This window comes from Anabaena sp. AL09, from assembly GCF_001672255.1.
GTDB classification, from domain to species: Bacteria; Cyanobacteriota; Cyanobacteriia; order Cyanobacteriales; family Nostocaceae; genus Dolichospermum; species Dolichospermum lemmermannii.
Genome location: NZ_LJOQ01000032.1, coordinates 1 through 18,445, shown reverse-complemented (window position 1 = coordinate 18,445; position 18,445 = coordinate 1). Strand labels below are relative to the sequence as shown.

Below are 18,445 nucleotides of genomic sequence, written 5' to 3'. Positions count from 1 at the left end.
AATATTAAAACCTCAAATCCAATCGGTGTAGGGGTTTCAGGGATATTTTACCGAAAATATCATAAAGGGAGCGGTAGAGCCATTTTTCTTCATTAGTTTTTGCTAATGCCCAATCTGGCCAACGTGCTGATTGAACAATTAATGCTCGATATAGCAAACAACTTTCATTAGGAAACTCAGCAGCAAGTCTGGCTGCAATATGGGTTACTCTTGGTGCTGCAAAGGAAGTTCCAAAAGCATCCGCAGCAACTAAAGGACTAGGAGTAGGACTTAAAGTTGATCTTACTAATTCCGGGCTGGTATTGGTGTTACAAATGAAGTTTGGTGGTTGATTTTCATCTTTTAAAATATCACCGCCATACTCTACTACTTCTGGTTTAATTGTATCCCAAATTCCCAAACCAGAACAGGAAAAAGGAGAAGATTCGTCTTTTTCTCCTAATGAAGACCAAGATAAATCACGAAAAGAATTTGAGTTAATTGAACCGACTGTTAAAGCTTGAAAACTTTGTGACGGGTTGGCAATTCTACAAGAGTTTTCTGTCAAATAATCTGGGTATTCTCTACGAGCTAATAAGTGATGTTTAACGGATAATCTTGGTGAAGTTCGATAGCTATCTAAAGGAATATTCCCAGCAGCTACTATAAAAAGAATATCTTTTTCATAACTTAATTGATCTATAGTATACGCCCAAGTGCTCATATATCTAGTCCGACAAGGAGCATCACTAGCAAGTGAATGATTAAATATTCTTGTTGCTGTTTGACTATAGTAATATTCAACTATCCTTTCTAACAATTCTGGTGGATACAGTTTATCTAATAATCTGCAATTTTTATCTAGTATTCTGGCATTTTGTAGCCAAAAAATAGGTTTATATATTCCTTTTTGGGGAATAGTTCTTGGATATAAAACTGCTCCTGCAACCCTTGTTCCATGTCCACCATTACTAACCATATCAGCAGTTAAATTGATTTCTGAAGGAATCCAAGATTTTGAATTATTGTAATCAATAGCATTTTTTAGTAAAGGATGTTCTTCTTGAATACCGCTATCAATAATACATATTTTAGGAGCATCTTCATCAGGAGATTCTAATATAAATGAGACATTTTCATATTCAGATATTTCATGTTTAGGTAAACCTGGTTCATAAATGTTTTCTTGTTCGGTTACTTCAAAAACATAAGGAAAATTAAATACTAAATCCTTTAATCCTAATCCAGAAATTCGAATTAGACATGAAAAACTATCAGGAATTCTATCTGATTGCGGAGTGTCGTCTATAAAGCCACTTAATAATTCACCATGATATTTAGGATTAGCAATGAATTTTGATAAATGTTCTTGCCTTTCATATGCTAAATCATCCCATTCTTCATAGCTTAAATCACGAGCTTCAATCCATTTATTAATTGCTATTACATAATTTTCAATATTTTTATAACTTTGCGGTTCTGGATATTCACGCAATTTACTTTTAGTTCCTAAACAAGATATACCAACTTTAACAACTTTAACCTGATCATCTTTTATTTGATCCCATGTTTGTAATAACTTTGGAGATAAAATAAATTCTGGACGCTGTTTATCATCCAGAAGATCCAAAATATTTACAACAATACCACCACTATTTTGATTTTTCAAAAAAAATTCTACTTTCTTTTGAAGCTCAGTCAGATTAATATTAGCAGAAGTACCAATAATATATTCATTTTCTATCTCAGATATTGTTTCTATAACTTCAAAAACATAAGGAAAATTCAATACTAAATCTTTTAAACCTAACCCAGAAATTTGAATTAGACATGAAAAACTATCAGGTACTTTAGAAAACTGACTGGTATCTTCTGCAAAAAGACTTGAAATTTTTCCATAATATTTATGCTTACTAATAAAATTCAATAAATATTCTTGTCTTTGTAATACTAAATCTTTCCATTCTGTATATATTGAATTACGTTGATCGATCCATTTATTGATTGATTTTAGATAATTTTCAGGATTTTTATAATTCTTTTTATCTGGATGTTCAGGTAATTTGGTTTTAGTTCCTAAACATGATATACCTACTTCAACAACATAAAAATTATCATCTTTTATTTGTTCCCATTGTTGTAATAAAGGTGGAGATAAAATAAATTTATGACGTTGATTTCTGTCAATAATATTCAATATTTTTGCAATTACATTACCACCTTTCTGTTCATTTAAAAATTTGTCTATTTTCTTTTGAAGTTCAGTAAGATTAGTATCCGTAGAAGCACAGATAATATATCCATCTTCTAACTCAGATATGATTTCTATTTCAGAGGTTCTTAGATCATCTAAATCAAAAGTTTTTGTATCAATTTGGAGTATTAAAGATATGGCATTGGTAAGCGTGGTTTTTTTATCTTGCTCTTGTTTTTCTTGAGAAATATGCCAATCATAAATGATAGAAGATACTAACTTTTTGAGATTACTTCCATGTCCCTGTCTATTACTCAAATTAATAGATGTAGGAGTTTCTTTTTTCCAAACACCAAATAGAGGTCTTGCCCTACCCTTGTCTGTCAACCTAAGCTGAATATGTGGAAAACTCTGAGAACTTTGAACCATTTTTTTCTCCAAACACCAAAAATTTAACTCTCAAAAAACTAGGAAACCTTGATTTCAGCGATCGCTTCTTCTAAGTGTTCCTGAATCACTAATCCCTCTCGCTCTAAAATCGCTCGTTTAGCTGCATCTTGGGCAACCCTCACAGCTTGAGCCGCAGAAAAATCTTTCATCTGCTCAATGATTCTTGGCCAGTTGATAGATCCCACTTCAATTGCAGATAGTGTTTCCCTCAGTATAAATTCTAGTTCTTTTTCTCCCGGTTTGGGTACTGCAATCAGATCATCAAATCTTCTCCACAAGGCAGTATCCAAAGATTTATTCAAATTCGTAGCAGCTACCATAAGCCCAGAAGAAGGTTGATATTCATCCAAAATTTGCAAAAATGTATTTACAACTCTCTTAATTTCTCCCACTTCCTGAGAATCTTCTCGTGTCTTAGCAATTGAGTCACATTCATCTAAAAATAATAAACATGGATTTTTTGCAGCATCCTCAAATACAAGTCTTAAATTACTGGCTGTCTCCCCTAAAAAAGACGATACCATTGCATCAAACCGGACTTTTAAAAGCGGTAAACCTGTATTCCAAGCTAAACGTTCTGCTCCCAATGTCTTTCCACAACCAGGTGGTCCATAAAGGAGAATTTTTTGCCGATAACGTAGTCCATGATGAGCTAGTCTATCTCTTGCTGCATATTCACGCTCAATTCTTTGAAAACGCTTCTCAATTTTTTCAGGCAATACCATGTAATGACGCAATTTATCCCTTGGTATGGTCGTTACCAGGGGAAGATTAAAACGCTTACTCGTTGGTAATTCGCTTAAACCCTGTAAGTTTTCTCGTGTTGTTTGTGTGGCATTTGCAAGAGAGGAAACAGGTTTTATCAAGTCGGGAGATTGATCTTTAGGTTTCTTTTTAGTAATATTCTCTAACTGGTCAGCAAGAAGAGTATGTCCTTTGCTGCGCTCTTCTTCTATAACTAGATATGTAAGTTTGTCAATCGCTTCTTGGTCTGAACTAGCGATCGCTCTGAAAAACCTTTTGAGAAGCTCTCCCTTCATATTGCCTCTCTCCGCAAAAATAGAAGTTTCTTATGTATATAGTACAATTATACTCTATAACTCAGTGCATCACAAATTGTATCATGATTATCCTATCTGTGATATGGATTTTAGTGATTATCAAAAGGATTTAGATACAAAAGCCAATCAAGAGCGTTTTTTTGCAGGTATTCCTAAAATTCCTCACAAAGCTACGGATAAAATGGCGATTTATACCCTGTTTTTACAACATATTATTTATTCTCTCAATGAACAGGGTAAAGCTGCTGTGGTTGTTCCTACGGGTTTTATTACCGCACAGTCGGGTATTGATAAAGCAATTCGGACAAAATTAGTAGATGAAAAAATGTTAGCAGGTGTGGTATCCATGCCGAGTAATATTTTTGCTACGACGGGAACAAATGTTTCTATTTTATTTATTGATAAGGGAAATAAGGATGATGTAGTTTTGATTGATGCTTCTAGTTTAGGTGAAACTGTGAAAGATGGCAAGAATCAAAAAACGGTTTTAACCGCAGCAGAAGAAAATCAAATTATTACCACTTTTAATGATCAGAAAGCCATTGATGATTTTTCTGTAGTGGTGAGTTATAATCAAATTGCTGAAAAAAATTATTCTCTCAGTGCGGGGCAATATTTTGATGTGAAGATTGAGTATACAGATATTACTCCAGAGCAGTTTGAGGAGAAAACTCAGGGGTTTACTAATAATTTGAATAGTCTTTTTAGTGAGTCTAGGAAGTTAGAGGATGAGATTAAGAAGCAGTTGGGAGGGTTAAAGTATGAATAGAGAGTTATTGAAAAATTTATGCTTGAAAGATCAAGCGGGTATTTATGGTATACCTGCTTCAGCAGAAGATTTTGACACGAATAAAGTTAGATATTTAAGAATTACTGATATTTCTCCAGATGGAAACCTTTTAGATAATGATAAAAAAAGTGTTAGTTCTGAAAATATAGAAAAATACATTCTTAATGATGGTGATATTGTATTTGCTAGAACAGGAAATTCAACTGGCAAAACTTACTATCATGAAAGTAAGAATGGAATATTAGCTTATGCTGGCTTTTTAATTAAATATTCGCTTGATCCTAAAAAAGTCAATCCTAAATATTTAAAATATTTTACTATTTCTACCGAATACCGCACATGGGTTAATAACTTATCATTAGGTAGTACAAGAGGAAATATAAATGCTCAAACATTTTCTAATTGTCCTATTTTGCTACCAAATAGAAATCAACAAGATTTATTAGTTTCTATTCTTTCGGCTCTACCGCTCCCTTTATGATATTTTCGGTAAAATATCCCTGAAACCCCTACACCGACTGGATTTGAGGTTTTAATCCCTCATTAATTTATATCAAACCCATGTACACCAATGGTTTTGGATATATCAAAAGGATCTTTGATCACAAGGGGAACGGTAGAACCATTCTTTCTTATTTTGATGACAAAATAGAAATTAATAATCGCATTAATTCAGAATTAGAGAATCTAGCGAAAACAATATATGATTATTGGTTTGTGCAGTTTGATTTTCCCGATGAAAACGGCAAGCCTTACAAATCCTCTGGCGGTAAAATGGTGTATAATCAGGAGTTTAAACGAGAAATTCCTGCTGGTTGGGAAGTTAAAAAGTTGGGGAATTTTGGAGTATTTAAGAATGGAGTAAATTATGATCCATCTCAACCAGGTGAGAGGTTGTTTGAAAACTTTTTCGTGTGGGATCTGACACCCGCAGATCCTCCTAATCGCCCAAGTTAATTTACAATTAAAAATAAAACATGATTAATTTACCAAAAGGATTAATCGTTTCCTGTCAAGCGCCTGTAAACTCCCCATTACATGATCCTTATGTAATTGCGGCAATGGCACAAGCAGCGGTGAATAATGGGGCTGTAGCCGTGAGAATTGACACTCCCAGTCATATCGAAGCTGTGCGGAAAAAAGTCCAAGTTCCGATTATTGGATTGTGGAAACAAGTAATAACTGGTTCTGATGTTTATATTACACCACAATTTCATCATGCTATGGCTGTATCTGAAGCAGGTGCGGATATTATTGCTATAGATGCTACTACGAGAAATCGTCCTGGTGATGAAAAGTTGGCAGATATTATTACTCTGATTCATCAGCAATTAAATAAGCCAGTTATGGCAGATGTTGATACCTATGAGGCTGCACAATTAGCTGTAAATGCAGGTGCAGATATTGTGGGAACTACTCTATTTGGCTATACTGCCCAAACTAAAAATTTCTCTCCTCCCGGTTGGGAATTACTCACCCAAATCATAGAAAATCTTGATACTTTTGTGATTTGTGAAGGTGGTGTTTCTTCCCCAGAAATGGCAAAAAAAGCTTTAGATTTAGGGGCTAATGCAGTTGTTGTTGGTGGGGCAATTACCGGAATTGATTTGTTAGTTAAAGCTTACCAATTAACAATTGACAATTGACTAAGATGACAACTTTAATAATCGGTTGAGTGAGATACAAGAACCCCACCCCCAACCCCCAACCCCCTCCCCGCAAGCGAGGAAGGGGCTTAGGATCGATATATCTCGTTTCTAGTTTTTGACTGGGAACGAGATAATACTTTATTAGTCCGTTTTAACGGACTTTAGCTATGAGACAGGGAATTTATTCCCTGGCGTGTCTGGTTTCATCTCTATTTCATCTAAGGTTGGCATCTTTAGAGATGAACAGTATTTCGCTATTAATGATGGTTACTTACTCCCCAGAACTAACCCTGAAAACTAGCTTACCAGCATCACCGCTATTTGCCACGGTGACAGAAGCATTAGGTAAAGTTCCCATTGTCCGATTAAATCGAATTCACCCCACTTGTGAAGATCATCATTTATATCTCAAATTGGAATCTTGTAATCCCGGTGGCAGTATTAAGGAAAAAAATGCGGCTTATCTGGTGAATGAAGCCGAAAAACAAGGTTTATTGCGTCCCGGTGGAACAATTGTTGAATCTAGTTCTGGTAACTTTGGGATTGGATTAGCAATTGTAGGCGCAACTAAGGGTTACAGGGTGATGATTGTGATTGATGCCAAAACCCCTGTAACAATGCGAAGAATGCTTACTGCTTATGGTGCAGAATTGGTAGAAGTGCCTTTGAGTGAGGCTGATAGTCAGGGTTCAATGCAGGTAGCAAGAATGAAAAAAGCTCAGGAATTAGCCCTAAATATTCCTGATGCCTGGTATCCTTGTCAACATAGAAATCCTAGCAATACTGATGCCCATGAACTTTGGACAGCGCGGGAAATTGAAGCTGCTTTTGGCGGTGCGCCGGATGCTATAGTGATTGGAGTCAGTACAGCCGGGCAGTTAGGCGGTATCAGTCGCTATTTTAAACGGTATTATCCCCAAACAAGAATTATCGGTGTAGATGTGGCAGGGTCGGCGATTTTTGGGACTCCCAGACACCCCTATAAGATGACTGGACTGGGTTTATCTTTCGTTCCCCCCAATTTTGACCCGCAAATGTTAGACGCGGCTTATAGCGTGGATGATGGTTTGGCGTTTTCTGTTTGTCATGGTTTGGCTAAACAGGAAGGGATGCTTTTAGGTGCTTCCACTGGTGCAATTGTGGCTGCTGCTTTAGCTGATACTCAAAGATTTACTACACCTCAAACTATGTTACTACTTAACCCTGACCGGGGCGATCGCTATTTGGAAACAGTTTACAATGCCGATTGGTTAACAGCACAAAATATCAACATCCTTCAACATTCCCATCTCACCGCAGCAATTGCTAATCTTCTACCTGTACCATTGGATATTGTTGGTAGGAGTCAAGAGTGAAATTACAAGAATCTCAATCAGTTAGTTTAGGGACTTTATGGCGGGAATTTTTGCCTTTATCCCTCAGTGATGTAACTATGGCCTGTGGTGATCCGATGATGACTACTACATTGGCTCATCTTCCTGATGCTCAAATTAACTTAGCGGCTGTAGGTATTGCTAAATCTTTGGCGATATTTTTTGAAAGTCCAATTATTATGATTTTGCACGCTGCTAATGCTTTAGCGGGTTCTCAAGATTCACGCAAAGCATTATGGCGATTTACATTATTGGTAGGTGGAGGATTAACTTTTTTATTAAGTTTGTTGGGACTACCGATCATATTTAATTTTGTCGGTGTGAGTCTGTTGGGCATACCATCTGCAATTTTAGCTACAGTTAGTCAAGTATTATTACTAATGGGCGGTTGGCCATTTGCGATCGCTTGGCGGCGTTATTTTCAAGGACTATTAATTTATCATGGTCAGTCCGGTGCTGTGGCTAAAGCTAGTATTTGCAGGTTATTGACTTTAGCAGTAATCCTCACATTCGGGTTTTTCTACCAAATATCTGGGGGCGTAATTGCTGGCTTAGGGCTTATGGGCGGGGTGATAGTAGAGGCTATCGTTGTTACAATTTTTGCCCGTCGCAGTGGGGCAATTTTACCGCCACAAATAGAACAACCTAATTTACCTCGCAATTTAGCACAGGTATGGAAATTCTATCTCCCCTTGGCTAATTCTATGATGGTGGTATGGGGAGGAAGGGCGGTATTAATTAGCATTCTTGCCCGCGCTGAAGATGCGACAATTGCCATTGCGGCTTGGTCTGCGGCTTGGGGTTTAGTGCTGGTAATTGCCAATTCTACCCGGATGGTACAGCAAATGGTGATTAAATATCGCCATCAAGTGAGCGATCGCCAACTGCTGACTTTTGCTATCAGCGTAGGTGCTGCTTGTTCCAGCCTACTATTATTAATGAGTGTAACACCTATCGGCGATCGCATTGTCCAAAGTTTTATCGGCAATGATCTTACCTTAGCTAAAAGTATTAAACCAGTTCTTTTGATTTGTGCAATTGTGCCATTATTTGTGGCTTTACAAAATGCAATTCAAGGTTTTTTAGTCAGTGAAAATCGCACAGGTCACGTAAATTTATCCACTTGGTTAGGAACAGGAACTTTATTAATAATTTCCACTTTTGCTATTAACAAAGGTATGAATGGCGCAATGGCCGCTGCTATTGCCATGATTACATCTATGTTAGTTGAAATTAGCTGTTTACTTTGGAAAAGAGGGGCAAAATTACAGTAAATGTACTGCCATTATTCACATCACTTTGTACTTCTAATTTGCCTTTGTGAGTTTGGACAATTGCTAAAGTAATAGCTAAACCTAATCCAGATCCTCCTGTATGACGAGAACGATCTGCATGAACTCGGTAAAAGCGATTAAAAATGTGGGGAATATCTGAAGTAGGAATACCAATACCTGTATCCTTTATAGTAATTAAACCTTGATGATCATTAGTTGTCAGATTAATTATTACTTCCCCAGATTCAGGAGTGTATTTAATAGCATTGCTAACTAAATTCAACAACATTCGATAAATTTGACCTTCATTACCTTGAATATAGAAATAAGATTCAATCGGAATATTACTAGATAATAAAACTTGGGCATTCATGGCTACTGGCATTAATTCTTCTTCCACATCTGCCACTAAATCATTTAAACAAATTTCCTGCAATTTTGCTTCTTTTAACCCACTTTCTACTCTAGATAATAATAACAAATCCTGTGTTAAAGTTACTAATCTTTTGATTTGTCTCTCCAAAGCTTTCTGAGTTTCTGGGTTAATTGAATTTGTTTCGACAATTGTTTGTAAAGATGTAATCGGAGTTCTTAATTCATGTGCCGCGTCAGCCGTAAATTTTTGTAATTGTTGATAGGATTTTTCAATTGGCCGCATAGCTAAACCTGCTAACCACCAACCAGCACCACCAATTAAGATCATAGAAAAGGGAACACCCAATCCTAATAACCAATGTAGACTATTCATATAGTCATTTAATCGTTGTATAGATCGCCCTACTTGTAAGTATCCCCACAATTGATTCCCTTTGATTTTTAAGGGCATTAAATGTAAATGATATAGTTCACCATTGCGATTTTGAATATCGTAAGAATCATGAATTTGTAGATTAGGGGGAAACTCATCGGGATTATTACCAATAGCTGCAATTACTTCTCCTGATAGTGTTAAAAACCGGAGATAATATCCTTCTGATAATAAACCCAGTAACTCCGATTCTGATTTAATTAGTAAACAAGATTTTTGTTTAAAACAAATTCCTGGCAAAGATTTCTGAGTTGTAATAGATAATTCTCCAGGAATTTTTAACTCTGTCTTTAATTTATCCTCAAATACCTTGCCAAAAACTTCTAACTCTCGATCAACAGTGCGAGTAAAAGCTTGTACCATAATAATATGAGCCATGCAACCACATATTAATAAAGTTGATCCCATCACACCAGCATAGGTAAAGGCTAATTTTAACCGAGAATTATTAAAGATTGAATTATTAGGCATCTGATTTAAGATTTTGTAAATATAAGATAAGATCCCCGACTTCTTACATTAATTGATAATTTATTGACAAGATAAAAAAAGAAGTCGGGGATCTCAACTCTGGTAACATACCATCTATTATCCACAAAAACGATAACCAAAGCCTCGCATAGTTTCAATGGCTTTAGGAAAACCACATTCTAATAATTTGCGTCTTAGTAATCTCACTTGTGCAGCCACAACATTACTCACTGTATCACTTTCAAAATCCCACAATCTAGCGCGAATTTGTTCATGAGTTAGGATTTGTTGAGGATGCTGCATTAAATATTCTAGTAGTTGAAATTCTTTGGCTGTAAGGATAATTGGTAAAGAAGGTTCTAATCCTAAATTCACAACTGAAAAATTACTATAATCTAACATTAATGAACCTATTTGTAATTGCGGTGGTTGGAAATTTGGTAATCTTCTTTGTAATGCCCTTACCCGTGCCAATAATTCTGCCATCCCAAAAGGTTTAACAAGATAATCATCTGCACCCGCATCTAAACCCGTAACCCGATCATTCATGCTATCTCTAGCTGTTAATAGCATAATTGGTAATTGATTTTTTTGCCCTCTTAATCTTTGACATAATTCCAATCCTGATAACTTGGGTAACATCCAATCTAAAATTGCAATTTCATATCTTAATGGTACAGTATTCAGATAATCCCAAGCCGTTTGTCCATCTTCAACCCAATCCACTATATAATCACGCTGGATAAGAGCATTATGAATACTAGTTCCTAAATCATGTTCATCTTCAACTAATAATAACCGCATAAGTAAAAGTGTTTTGTAAATTCTTAATATATCGTATTTCAGCGGTTAAAAATTATCATTTCATTACCCACCACTGGACTCCGGGCAATTATTTTCTCTTGAGAATCAACAATTTCTAAATGGATAAAATTCAGTTCTTGAGAACGTTGTAATATTTCCGCAGCTAGTTTATCCTGTTGGGATTTTTCTAGGTTATACCAAATATCACTAATTTTCACAGTTAAATCGCTCGTACGGAAATTAGCTTGAAGAGGTTTTATGAGTTGAGAAATAATATTTTTGTCTTTGGTATTCTTAACAGAAACGCTAATTTCTGAAAACTGATTTTCAATTGCTGCTAGTAAAGCTTGTTCAGGTGTTAATTCAATAACTGGAATTGGAGTTGGTTCAGTTTCTATAACTGGAGTTGGTATTGCTTCCGGTTCGACAACTGGAGTTGGTATTACTTCCGGTTCTATAACTGATTTTGGTATTATTTCCGGTTCTATAACTGATTTTGGGGGGATAACTTCCTCTACTGGGGGGACAGTTGCAACTCCAGCAGATTTAGGAATAAACATAAATGTACTTATCCCTATTGTCACCACAAAAATTACAGCAAAAATTCCTGTCAGCACCGTATCTGATACATTGTTAGATATATTTGATGGTAAAAATAAGCGGAATGTCCTTAAAAATCCATCCCAACGCGATAAAAAATGAGTTTTTTTCTGAGTATCAGCGGGTGTTTCTGTCTCCAGTTTAACTACTGTAGTTTCTAAAACACCAATTGTTCCCCGCAAAACTTGGATAATTGTCGTTTTCCAAATTGGTTGATTTTTTTGGTAGAGTATAGCTGCGGGTTCATTTCTTGGTTTTCTACGTTTTTCTCCTGACATGGAACTTTTACCCAAATTAGTAAATCAAAAACAGAGAAAACATATTTTGACTATAATCAATTATTGTGACATTTAATGAATTATGAATATTAACCGCCGTCAATTTTTGTTTTTAAGTGGAATCAGCACCATAGGATCTGGATTTTTGGGTGGGAAATTATTAAATACAAATTCTCTCATAGAATCAGCAATAGCGGCTAACCCAGTCAAAAAAGATTTATTATTGCGTTTTGTCTCCGTTGCTGATACGGGAACTGGCACAAAAGGACAATATGCTGTAGCTAATGCTATGAATTTTTATCATCAGCAAAATCCTTATAATTTGGTAGTTTTAGCTGGTGATAACATCTATAATAATGGGGAAATTGAGAAAATAAATGAAGTTTTTGAACGTCCCTATCAACCTTTACTAAAAAATGGTGTCAAGTTTCATGCTTGTTTAGGTAATCATGATATTCGCACTGATAATGGCGTTCCCCAAGTTAAATATCCTGGTTTTAATATGCAGGGACGTTATTACACATTTAGTCAAAATAAAGTTCAGTTTTTTGCTTTAGATACTAATGGTAATGCTGATTGGAAAAATCAATTAATTTGGTTAGATCAAGAATTAAGTCTGAGTAAAGCCCCTTGGAAAGTTGTTTTTGGTCATCATCCTATTTATTCATCTGGTCATTATGGGAATAATAAAAGTTTTATTAAAACCTTTACTCCTTTGTTTAAAAAATACAATGTTCAGCTTTATATCAATGGTCATGAACATAATTATGAACGAACTCGCGCTATTGACGGAACTACCTATTTAATTTGTGGTGCTGGTGCTGGTAATCGTCCCGTTGGCCGTTCTCAATGGACAGAATATTCAACAAGCGATTTGAGTTTTGCGGCCTATGATGTGTACGCAGATAGAATGGAAGTGAGTGCTATTGGTACTAATAACCGCGTTTTTGATCGGGGTGTAATTAAGTTAAAAAGTGTTTAATGAAAGGAGTCAGGAGTCAGGAGTTAGAAAGAAGAAAGAAAAGAAGTATAATCAAAAAACTTTTCCTTCCCCTGTTTCCTGTTCCCTGTTCCCTATTCCCTGCTATTTAGTAATGGTTGAGGTTGATTCCTGCTTCTTTTGCCATTGCGTCTAAACCTTTAAATTCTAAGGTTTTGATGGCTTTGGTGGAAAGTTTCAATTTTACCCAACGGTTACCAGCAGCCCACCAAACCCGCTTGTTTTGCAGATTAACGTGTTGTAGACGGTTGGTGTGACGGTTGGAGTGGGAAACGGAACAAGCGTTATTGGCTTTTTTACCAGTTAGTTGACAACGACGGGACATAATAAGTATCTCCTAGAGTGTTATTTAAAGACAACCTTTCCATTATATCCCAACAAGTTCGGGAAAAAGAATAATTATCTAGTATCTAGGGAATTATGGCAAGTATTATCAAACCTTTTAGAAGATCTTAATCTTTACCATTTATCACTAATGTTACCATGGTGTATATACAAAATGTATTTACAAGTCTAATGGAATTTGAATGGGACGAACATAAAAATCAACAAAATCAGAAAAAACATGGACTTAGCTTTGAGGAAGCACAAGAAATTTTTCTTCTTAATCGTTTTTACGTCGATTGATGAACGATTTGACTATGATGAAGAAATTAGAGAAATTACTATTGGTGCAATACAAGGAATTATTGTTGTCACTGTAGCCCATACTGAAAGAAACGGCAGAATTCGTCTGATTTCAGCCCGAAAAGCCACCCCTAAAGAAAGGAGACAATACTATGAATATCTCGCCGAAACGTCTTGAAGAAATCCAAAATATCCCAGATTCTGCCATTGATACTGCCGATATTCCCGAATTAGACGATCATTTTTGGAAAACAGCTAAAATGGTGAAACCTATCACTAAAAAAGCTATTTCCATTCGCTTAGATAGTGACGTTTTGGAATGGTTTAAAAACCAGGGAAAAGGCTATCAATCAATGATTAATACTGTGCTTCGTTCTTATATTAACCATCAAGAAAATCTCTAAAAAAATCAAGTGTTACAACCGACTTCTATGGGAAGTCGGTTATCTAGCCGTTTATTTGCTGGCTTGTTCTGTTAGCTTGGTGAGTACGTCATTAGAACGTTCGACAAAGGATTTCATCCCATCTGCATCAAAGCCTTTTTGCGATATCAGCGCTAAGTCATAAACGTGCTGACACATCATATTAACTAATTGACTGGAGGGGGATTCACCGTCACCCTGAATAATACTACCTTGACTGAGATTAACCAAGTTTTGAATTAACGGGTGAGCAGTATTTACTAGTAAAATATGTTCTTCGGGAAATTCAGCGTTTTGTTGCTGCATCATAGCACTCATTTCTCGCATCCGCCGCAGAAATTCGGGTAATAATACCATTGCTGGTGGTGTTCCCTGTGGGTCATCTGATTTTAAGGACTCGGTGCGGATGTTGAGTTTTGGCTTGTTGAGGGCTTTCTCAAATAGTTCTTTAATGACTTCTCCTTTGGTCTTGTTGGTGGTGGGGTCAACAATTTCGCTGGTTTTGTCATCGAGGAGGGTATTATCGAGGTCAGAGTCTACCCGTGTAAATTTGACATCCCGATATTCTTGTTCTAGGAAGTTAATGAAGTGGGTATCAATGAAAGAGTCCATGTATAGGACTTCTAAACCTTGATTTTTGTGCAGTTCTATGTATGTGGATTGAGTAGCTGCATCGGTGCTGTAGAATACCTTGTTTTCGTGACGTTCTTTGTTCCGTTCTAGGTATTCTTTGAGGGTGGTGTAGGGGATGCTAGTCGCGTTTGCTGGGGTAACATCTTGCCACGCATCACCGTCGGCAGATTGAACTTCAACGGTTGCGGTGTCGGCTACAGTGGCTTCTAATTTGGCTGTGCTACGGAAGATGATGATGTCTTCAACTTGTTTTTTGAATTTATCATCGTTGAGAACGCCAAATTTCACGAATGTTCCCAAGTCTTTCCAGGCGGTTACGTATTGTTCGCGGTTATCGCGGTATAATTCTTTGAGTCTATCGCCGACTTTTTTGGCGATATAATCTCCTATTCTCTTAATAGTGCGATCGCCTTGCAATGCACTTCGAGAAACGTTCAAAGGTATATCAGTGCTATCAATCACGCCCCGCATCGGCATCAAAAACTGGGGAATAATTTCCTCACAGTTATCACTGACAAACACCTGATTGCAGAATAATTTAATTTGTCCTTTGGTAACATCTACATCAGGACGCATTTTCGGGAAATACAAAATCCCGTTAATCACAAAGGGATAATCTGTATTCAAATGCACCCACAGCAAGGGTTCTTCTTGGAAAGGATGCAAATAGCGGTAAAACTCTAAATAATCTTCCTCTGTAAGATTACTGGGAGATTCACGCCATGCAGCTTTTTGTTTATTTAAAACTTCCCCATCCATTTTAATGGGAACTGACATGAAATCGCAGTAAGTCTTGACAAGATTCCTAATTCGTGCTGGTTCGAGAAATTCCTCTTCTTCTCCTTCCAATGTGAGAATAATTGTAGTTCCACGAGTGGTGCGAGGAGATTCATCTAAAACAAATTTAGGTGAACCATCACAAGTCCAACGCACAGCTTGTGCGCCTTCTTGATAGGAAAGAGTATCAATCTCTACTTGCTTCGCTACCATGAAAGAAGAATAGAAACCTAAACCGAAATGACCGATAATTGGTTGATCTGCTTTACCTTCATACTTGTGAATAAATTCTTCAGCACTAGAGAAAGCAACTTGGTTAATATATTTTTTGACTTCCTCTGCGGTCATTCCAATGCCATTATCAGTAATGGAGAGGATTTTGTTGTCTTTATCAATGCTAATGGTAATTTCTGGTTCGCCAATTTCCCCATTGTATTCCCCAGCACGGGATACCATGTTTAACTTTTGGATAGCGTCTACTGCGTTGGATACCAGTTCCCGCAAGAAGATTTGATGATCTGAGTAGAGAGACTTCTTGATAATCGGGAAAATATTATCGGTATGAATACTGATATTGCCTTGTTCTAACATAGTTATCCGTCGGTTTTACTTGCAGATATATTTTATGAAAATCATTTTTCCGTGATTTTATCTCTTTTGGGGTCAGGAATACCTCTTCATTTTGATTCGGATTACACTACCATCATGCTAGACTGGGGACTGAAGACTAAAGACAGTGGTAAAGCCCAACTGCGTAATATAGTAAATTTTAGCATTAATGTGAGGGTGTTAGCAGTATTACCCGATTTGTGGAATAAGAATTATCTATAGGAATAATATTTGATTTTAGATAGATAAAATTGATATAACTGACATAACATAAAAACTGTCAATATATAAGGAGCATAAACAATGACAACTGATCGGATTGAGGCGTTTCAAAAAGCATTTCGTAATCTGCAATTACAACCTTTGGTAACAACAGAAGAAACCGCAGATTTTCGAGTTCCTTATGGTGATGATTTCATTGCAGAATTAGAACAGAGAGTTTTGGATGGTAATGATTATACCAATCAACTAATTTTTGCAGGACATCGCGGTTGTGGTAAGTCTACATTGTTGGCAGAATTTGCCAGAGAATTTGATGATAATTATCTGACAATCTTCTTTTCTATATCTGATTTAATTGAAGCTACAGCCATCAATCATATTAATATTCTTTTTGCTATTGCTGTCCAAATTATGGATAAAGCGGAGGAGCAAAAAATTGAGATTGATGCTAACAAAAAACAAAGATTTTTTAATTGGTTTCAAGAACGGACAGAAATTGAAGAAAGTAAAATTGGGGCTGAATTAGAAGTAGGTTTTGATTTTTGGAGTTTTCTGAAAAGCAAGTTAAAAGCTGAAGCAAGTATCCGCGAAGTTATAGAAACTAAATTTAAACGTGATTTTCGAGATTTAATAGATACTCTCAATCTGATTGCTACAGAAGTTTCTTTAGCTTGTAAAAAACAGATTGTGGTAATTATTGATGATTTAGATAAACTAGATTTAGCAGCTATTGAAAGTATATTTCTCAAAAATATTAAAGCACTATTACAACCTAATTTCTTTGTTATTTATACAATTCCTATTGCCACAATTCGTGATGGTGTTTTAAAAAGACATATCGAAGATGAAACGAGTAATCCGATTTTTGTGATGCCAGTTTTAAAAGTTTATCCTAAAGGTGAAAGTCATAAAAATGAAGCTCAACCTGTAACTGCAACAATAGCTAAATTACAGGAGATTTTGCGGAAACGAATTGATAGCACTTTATTAGCAGATGATATTTTGCTGGAGATTGCTTTATCTAGTGGTGGTGTCATTCGGGAATTGGTTCGCATTGCTCAAAAATGTTGTAGTTTAGTATTAGTAGAGTTAAGAAAAAAAGCCAGAAAGCTAGAACCGATTGATGATGTGCAAATTGATGCGACAATTTTGCAGCAAGCACTTGATATTTTGCGAAATGATATGACAATTACTTTGAGCAAAACTGACCGGGAGATTTTACAACAAACATATACGAATTATCGCCCTGATGATCCTAAACAGCAAGAATTTCTTGATTTGCTCCACAATGTTTATGTGATTGAATATAAAAATGCTGAGAGTTGGTATGATCTTCATCCTCTTGTAATTCAACAGTTAAAGTTAGAAGAGTTAATTTAATGAACACCTTAACCAATGAATCCATTATCAAAGCAAATGAACAGACTTATATAAGTTTATTAGTTTCAATTGAAGCTGGCATTGGGATGTTACAGATTTTCATTGCTGTGTGTGATGCAGATCGTCAGCGTGAAAATATTATAGCTAATTATGAAAAGGAATTAGCATATATTGACAATATTTATCGAGTTTATCTTGATAGTCAAGAACCTAGTTTAAAGCAAGCTATCACACAACAAGTTACATTAAAAGAAAATGCCATAGCCACAGTATTAGGTGCAGAAAAATTAGGATCATTCAATCAAGATGAATTGTTGAAAAAGTTTTTTGGTTATTTGCAATGGACGCGAGAAGCATTGCGAGAACTAAAAATGCCGATTATTTTATGGATACCATCACGCATTTATGCTCAAATTGCCAAGCAAGCACCTGATTTCTGGAGTTGGCGTAATGGTGTATTTTATTTTCAGCCTGAACCGTCTTTAGTGACAAATGAGTTATTAATCAATCGCAATTCTGAGGTAATTCTAGATAATCAAGCAAGTTCGATTTTTTCCCCAGAACAATTAGAAACATCTTTAGCAGAAGCGATTAACCAATGGGGAGCAAATAGTAGCAAACTAGAAACTCTCTATAGTCAGTTAGGAAATTTGTATGCTGAACGAGTGAAATCAGGAAAATCAGCAGATAGAGAAAGGGAATTAGCACTAGCTCAAAAATATTTGAATCAAGCAATAGTTTTGCAAACTCAATTTCAACAACAGGATGCTCTTGCAAATAGTCTGAATAATTTGGCAGGATTGTACAGGTCACAAGGACGTTACAACGATGCTGAACCTCTTTATTTGCAATCTTTAGATATCAGAAAACGCCAATTAGGTGATGATCATCCCGATGTTGCTACCAGTCTAAATAATTTGGCAGGATTGTATGAATCTCAAGGACGTTACAACGATGCTGAACCTCTTTATTTGCAATCTTTAGATATCAGAAAACGCCAATTAGGTGATGATCATCCCTTTGTTGCTTCCAGTCTAAATAATT

17 protein-coding genes and 1 pseudogene are annotated in these 18,445 nt (G+C 36.0%); 11 read left to right on the top strand and 7 right to left on the bottom strand.

Annotated elements, in window-relative coordinates; genetic code table 11:
• Positions 1-4: 4 nt before the first annotated feature.
• Both AN490_RS05290 and AN490_RS05285 read right to left on the bottom strand, forming a co-directional pair.
• Positions 5-2,602 (bottom strand): S8 family peptidase, encoded by a 2,598-nt coding sequence (locus AN490_RS05290; protein WP_300000664.1) that lies wholly within the window; start codon positions 2,600-2,602, stop codon positions 5-7.
• A 38-nt stretch (positions 2,603-2,640) separates the two neighbouring features.
• A complete protein-coding gene (locus AN490_RS05285) occupies positions 2,641-3,663 on the bottom strand; it encodes an ATP-binding protein (RefSeq protein ID WP_300000663.1) in 1,023 nt (340 codons plus the stop codon).
• A gap of 103 nt (positions 3,664-3,766) precedes the next feature.
• Here AN490_RS05285 and AN490_RS05280 point away from each other — a divergent pair, with 103 nt between their 5' ends.
• The 6 genes from AN490_RS05280 to AN490_RS05255 all read left to right on the top strand — a co-directional run bounded on the left by AN490_RS05280 (position 3,767) and on the right by AN490_RS05255 (position 8,770).
• Positions 3,767-4,453 (top strand): N-6 DNA methylase, encoded by a 687-nt coding sequence (locus AN490_RS05280; RefSeq protein WP_300000661.1) that lies wholly within the window; start codon positions 3,767-3,769, stop codon positions 4,451-4,453.
• Positions 4,446-4,955: a restriction endonuclease subunit S gene (locus tag AN490_RS05275; protein WP_300000659.1), complete on the top strand. Its 510-nt coding sequence runs from the start codon at positions 4,446-4,448 to the stop codon at positions 4,953-4,955. The genes AN490_RS05280 and AN490_RS05275 overlap by 8 nt, the downstream gene beginning before the upstream one ends.
• Positions 4,956-5,035: 80 nt before the next feature.
• Positions 5,036-5,431 (top strand): hypothetical protein, encoded by a 396-nt coding sequence (locus AN490_RS05270; RefSeq protein ID WP_300000657.1) that lies wholly within the window; start codon positions 5,036-5,038, stop codon positions 5,429-5,431.
• 20 nt (positions 5,432-5,451) lie between these two features.
• Complete coding sequence (locus AN490_RS05265; protein WP_300000655.1) at positions 5,452-6,120, top strand: N-acetylmannosamine-6-phosphate 2-epimerase; 669 nt, start codon at positions 5,452-5,454, stop codon at positions 6,118-6,120.
• A 242-nt stretch (positions 6,121-6,362) separates the two neighbouring features.
• Positions 6,363-7,478 carry a cysteine synthase family protein gene (locus AN490_RS05260; RefSeq protein ID WP_300000654.1) on the top strand — a complete coding sequence of 372 codons (1,116 nt, stop codon included), beginning with the start codon at positions 6,363-6,365 and terminating at the stop codon, positions 7,476-7,478.
• On the top strand, positions 7,475-8,770 hold the full coding sequence (locus tag AN490_RS05255; protein ID WP_300000652.1) for a hypothetical protein: 1,296 nt from the start codon (positions 7,475-7,477) through the stop codon (positions 8,768-8,770). The genes AN490_RS05260 and AN490_RS05255 overlap by 4 nt, the downstream gene beginning before the upstream one ends.
• On the opposite strand, the gene rppB is transcribed toward AN490_RS05255, so the two are convergent.
• The 3 genes from rppB to AN490_RS05240 all read right to left on the bottom strand — a co-directional run bounded on the left by rppB (position 8,730) and on the right by AN490_RS05240 (position 11,731).
• Positions 8,730-10,049, bottom strand: coding sequence for a two-component system sensor histidine kinase RppB (rppB, locus tag AN490_RS05250; RefSeq protein WP_300000650.1), 1,320 nt, complete (start codon positions 10,047-10,049; stop codon positions 8,730-8,732). The genes AN490_RS05255 and rppB overlap by 41 nt on opposite strands.
• Positions 10,050-10,166: 117 nt before the next feature.
• A complete protein-coding gene (rppA, locus tag AN490_RS05245) occupies positions 10,167-10,853 on the bottom strand; it encodes a two-component system response regulator RppA (RefSeq protein ID WP_300000648.1) in 687 nt (228 codons plus the stop codon).
• 38 nt (positions 10,854-10,891) lie between these two features.
• Entirely contained in the window at positions 10,892-11,731 is an 840-nt protein-coding gene (locus AN490_RS05240; protein ID WP_300000647.1) for a hypothetical protein, read from the bottom strand.
• An 82-nt stretch (positions 11,732-11,813) separates the two neighbouring features.
• Between AN490_RS05240 and AN490_RS05235 the strand changes: the two genes are divergently transcribed.
• Positions 11,814-12,713 carry a metallophosphoesterase gene (locus AN490_RS05235; RefSeq protein WP_300000645.1) on the top strand — a complete coding sequence of 300 codons (900 nt, stop codon included), beginning with the start codon at positions 11,814-11,816 and terminating at the stop codon, positions 12,711-12,713.
• A 106-nt stretch (positions 12,714-12,819) separates the two neighbouring features.
• Here AN490_RS05235 and rpmB read toward each other — a convergent pair whose 3' ends face one another.
• A complete protein-coding gene (rpmB, locus tag AN490_RS05230) occupies positions 12,820-13,056 on the bottom strand; it encodes a 50S ribosomal protein L28 (protein WP_015080243.1) in 237 nt (78 codons plus the stop codon).
• 158 nt (positions 13,057-13,214) lie between these two features.
• On the opposite strand from rpmB, the pseudogene AN490_RS05225 reads away from it, so the two are divergent.
• Together AN490_RS05225 and AN490_RS05220 are read left to right on the top strand one after the other, a co-directional pair.
• A pseudogene (locus AN490_RS05225) lies at positions 13,215-13,536 on the top strand (BrnT family toxin).
• The gene (locus AN490_RS05220; protein ID WP_300000638.1) at positions 13,511-13,762 is read left to right on the top strand and encodes a BrnA antitoxin family protein; all 252 of its coding nucleotides are present in this window, start codon (positions 13,511-13,513) and stop codon (positions 13,760-13,762) included. The pseudogene AN490_RS05225 and the gene AN490_RS05220 overlap by 26 nt, the downstream one beginning before the upstream one ends.
• A gap of 51 nt (positions 13,763-13,813) precedes the next feature.
• On the opposite strand, the gene htpG is transcribed toward AN490_RS05220, so the two are convergent.
• Positions 13,814-15,781 (bottom strand): molecular chaperone HtpG, encoded by a 1,968-nt coding sequence (htpG, locus tag AN490_RS05215; RefSeq protein WP_300000636.1) that lies wholly within the window; start codon positions 15,779-15,781, stop codon positions 13,814-13,816.
• A gap of 321 nt (positions 15,782-16,102) precedes the next feature.
• Here htpG and AN490_RS05210 point away from each other — a divergent pair, with 321 nt between their 5' ends.
• Entirely contained in the window at positions 16,103-17,401 is a 1,299-nt protein-coding gene (locus AN490_RS05210; protein ID WP_300000634.1) for a P-loop NTPase fold protein, read from the top strand.
• A partial coding sequence (locus AN490_RS05205) for a tetratricopeptide repeat protein (RefSeq protein WP_300000632.1) occupies positions 17,401-18,445 on the top strand: 1,045 nt, incomplete at its 3' end. The genes AN490_RS05210 and AN490_RS05205, both read left to right, overlap by 1 nt.

Bases quoted from the DNA above. Each gene is read 5' to 3' on its own strand.
- AN490_RS05235 (WP_300000645.1), top strand. From the start codon at position 11,814: ATGAATATTAACCGCCGTCAATTTTTGTTTTTAAGTGGAATCAGCACC.
- AN490_RS05285 (WP_300000663.1), bottom strand. From the start codon at position 3,663: ATGAAGGGAGAGCTTCTCAAAAGGTTTTTCAGAGCGATCGCTAGTTCA.
- AN490_RS05280 (WP_300000661.1), top strand. From the start codon at position 3,767: ATGGATTTTAGTGATTATCAAAAGGATTTAGATACAAAAGCCAATCAA.
- AN490_RS05210 (WP_300000634.1), top strand. From the start codon at position 16,103: ATGACAACTGATCGGATTGAGGCGTTTCAAAAAGCATTTCGTAATCTG.
- rpmB (WP_015080243.1), bottom strand. From the start codon at position 13,056: ATGTCCCGTCGTTGTCAACTAACTGGTAAAAAAGCCAATAACGCTTGT.
- AN490_RS05265 (WP_300000655.1), top strand. From the start codon at position 5,452: ATGATTAATTTACCAAAAGGATTAATCGTTTCCTGTCAAGCGCCTGTA.
- rppA (WP_300000648.1), bottom strand. From the start codon at position 10,853: ATGCGGTTATTATTAGTTGAAGATGAACATGATTTAGGAACTAGTATT.
- htpG (WP_300000636.1), bottom strand. From the start codon at position 15,781: ATGTTAGAACAAGGCAATATCAGTATTCATACCGATAATATTTTCCCG.
- AN490_RS05270 (WP_300000657.1), top strand. From the start codon at position 5,036: ATGTACACCAATGGTTTTGGATATATCAAAAGGATCTTTGATCACAAG.
- AN490_RS05275 (WP_300000659.1), top strand. From the start codon at position 4,446: ATGAATAGAGAGTTATTGAAAAATTTATGCTTGAAAGATCAAGCGGGT.
- AN490_RS05220 (WP_300000638.1), top strand. From the start codon at position 13,511: ATGAATATCTCGCCGAAACGTCTTGAAGAAATCCAAAATATCCCAGAT.
- AN490_RS05290 (WP_300000664.1), bottom strand. From the start codon at position 2,602: ATGGTTCAAAGTTCTCAGAGTTTTCCACATATTCAGCTTAGGTTGACA.
- AN490_RS05240 (WP_300000647.1), bottom strand. From the start codon at position 11,731: ATGTCAGGAGAAAAACGTAGAAAACCAAGAAATGAACCCGCAGCTATA.
- rppB (WP_300000650.1), bottom strand. From the start codon at position 10,049: ATGCCTAATAATTCAATCTTTAATAATTCTCGGTTAAAATTAGCCTTT.
- AN490_RS05260 (WP_300000654.1), top strand. From the start codon at position 6,363: ATGAACAGTATTTCGCTATTAATGATGGTTACTTACTCCCCAGAACTA.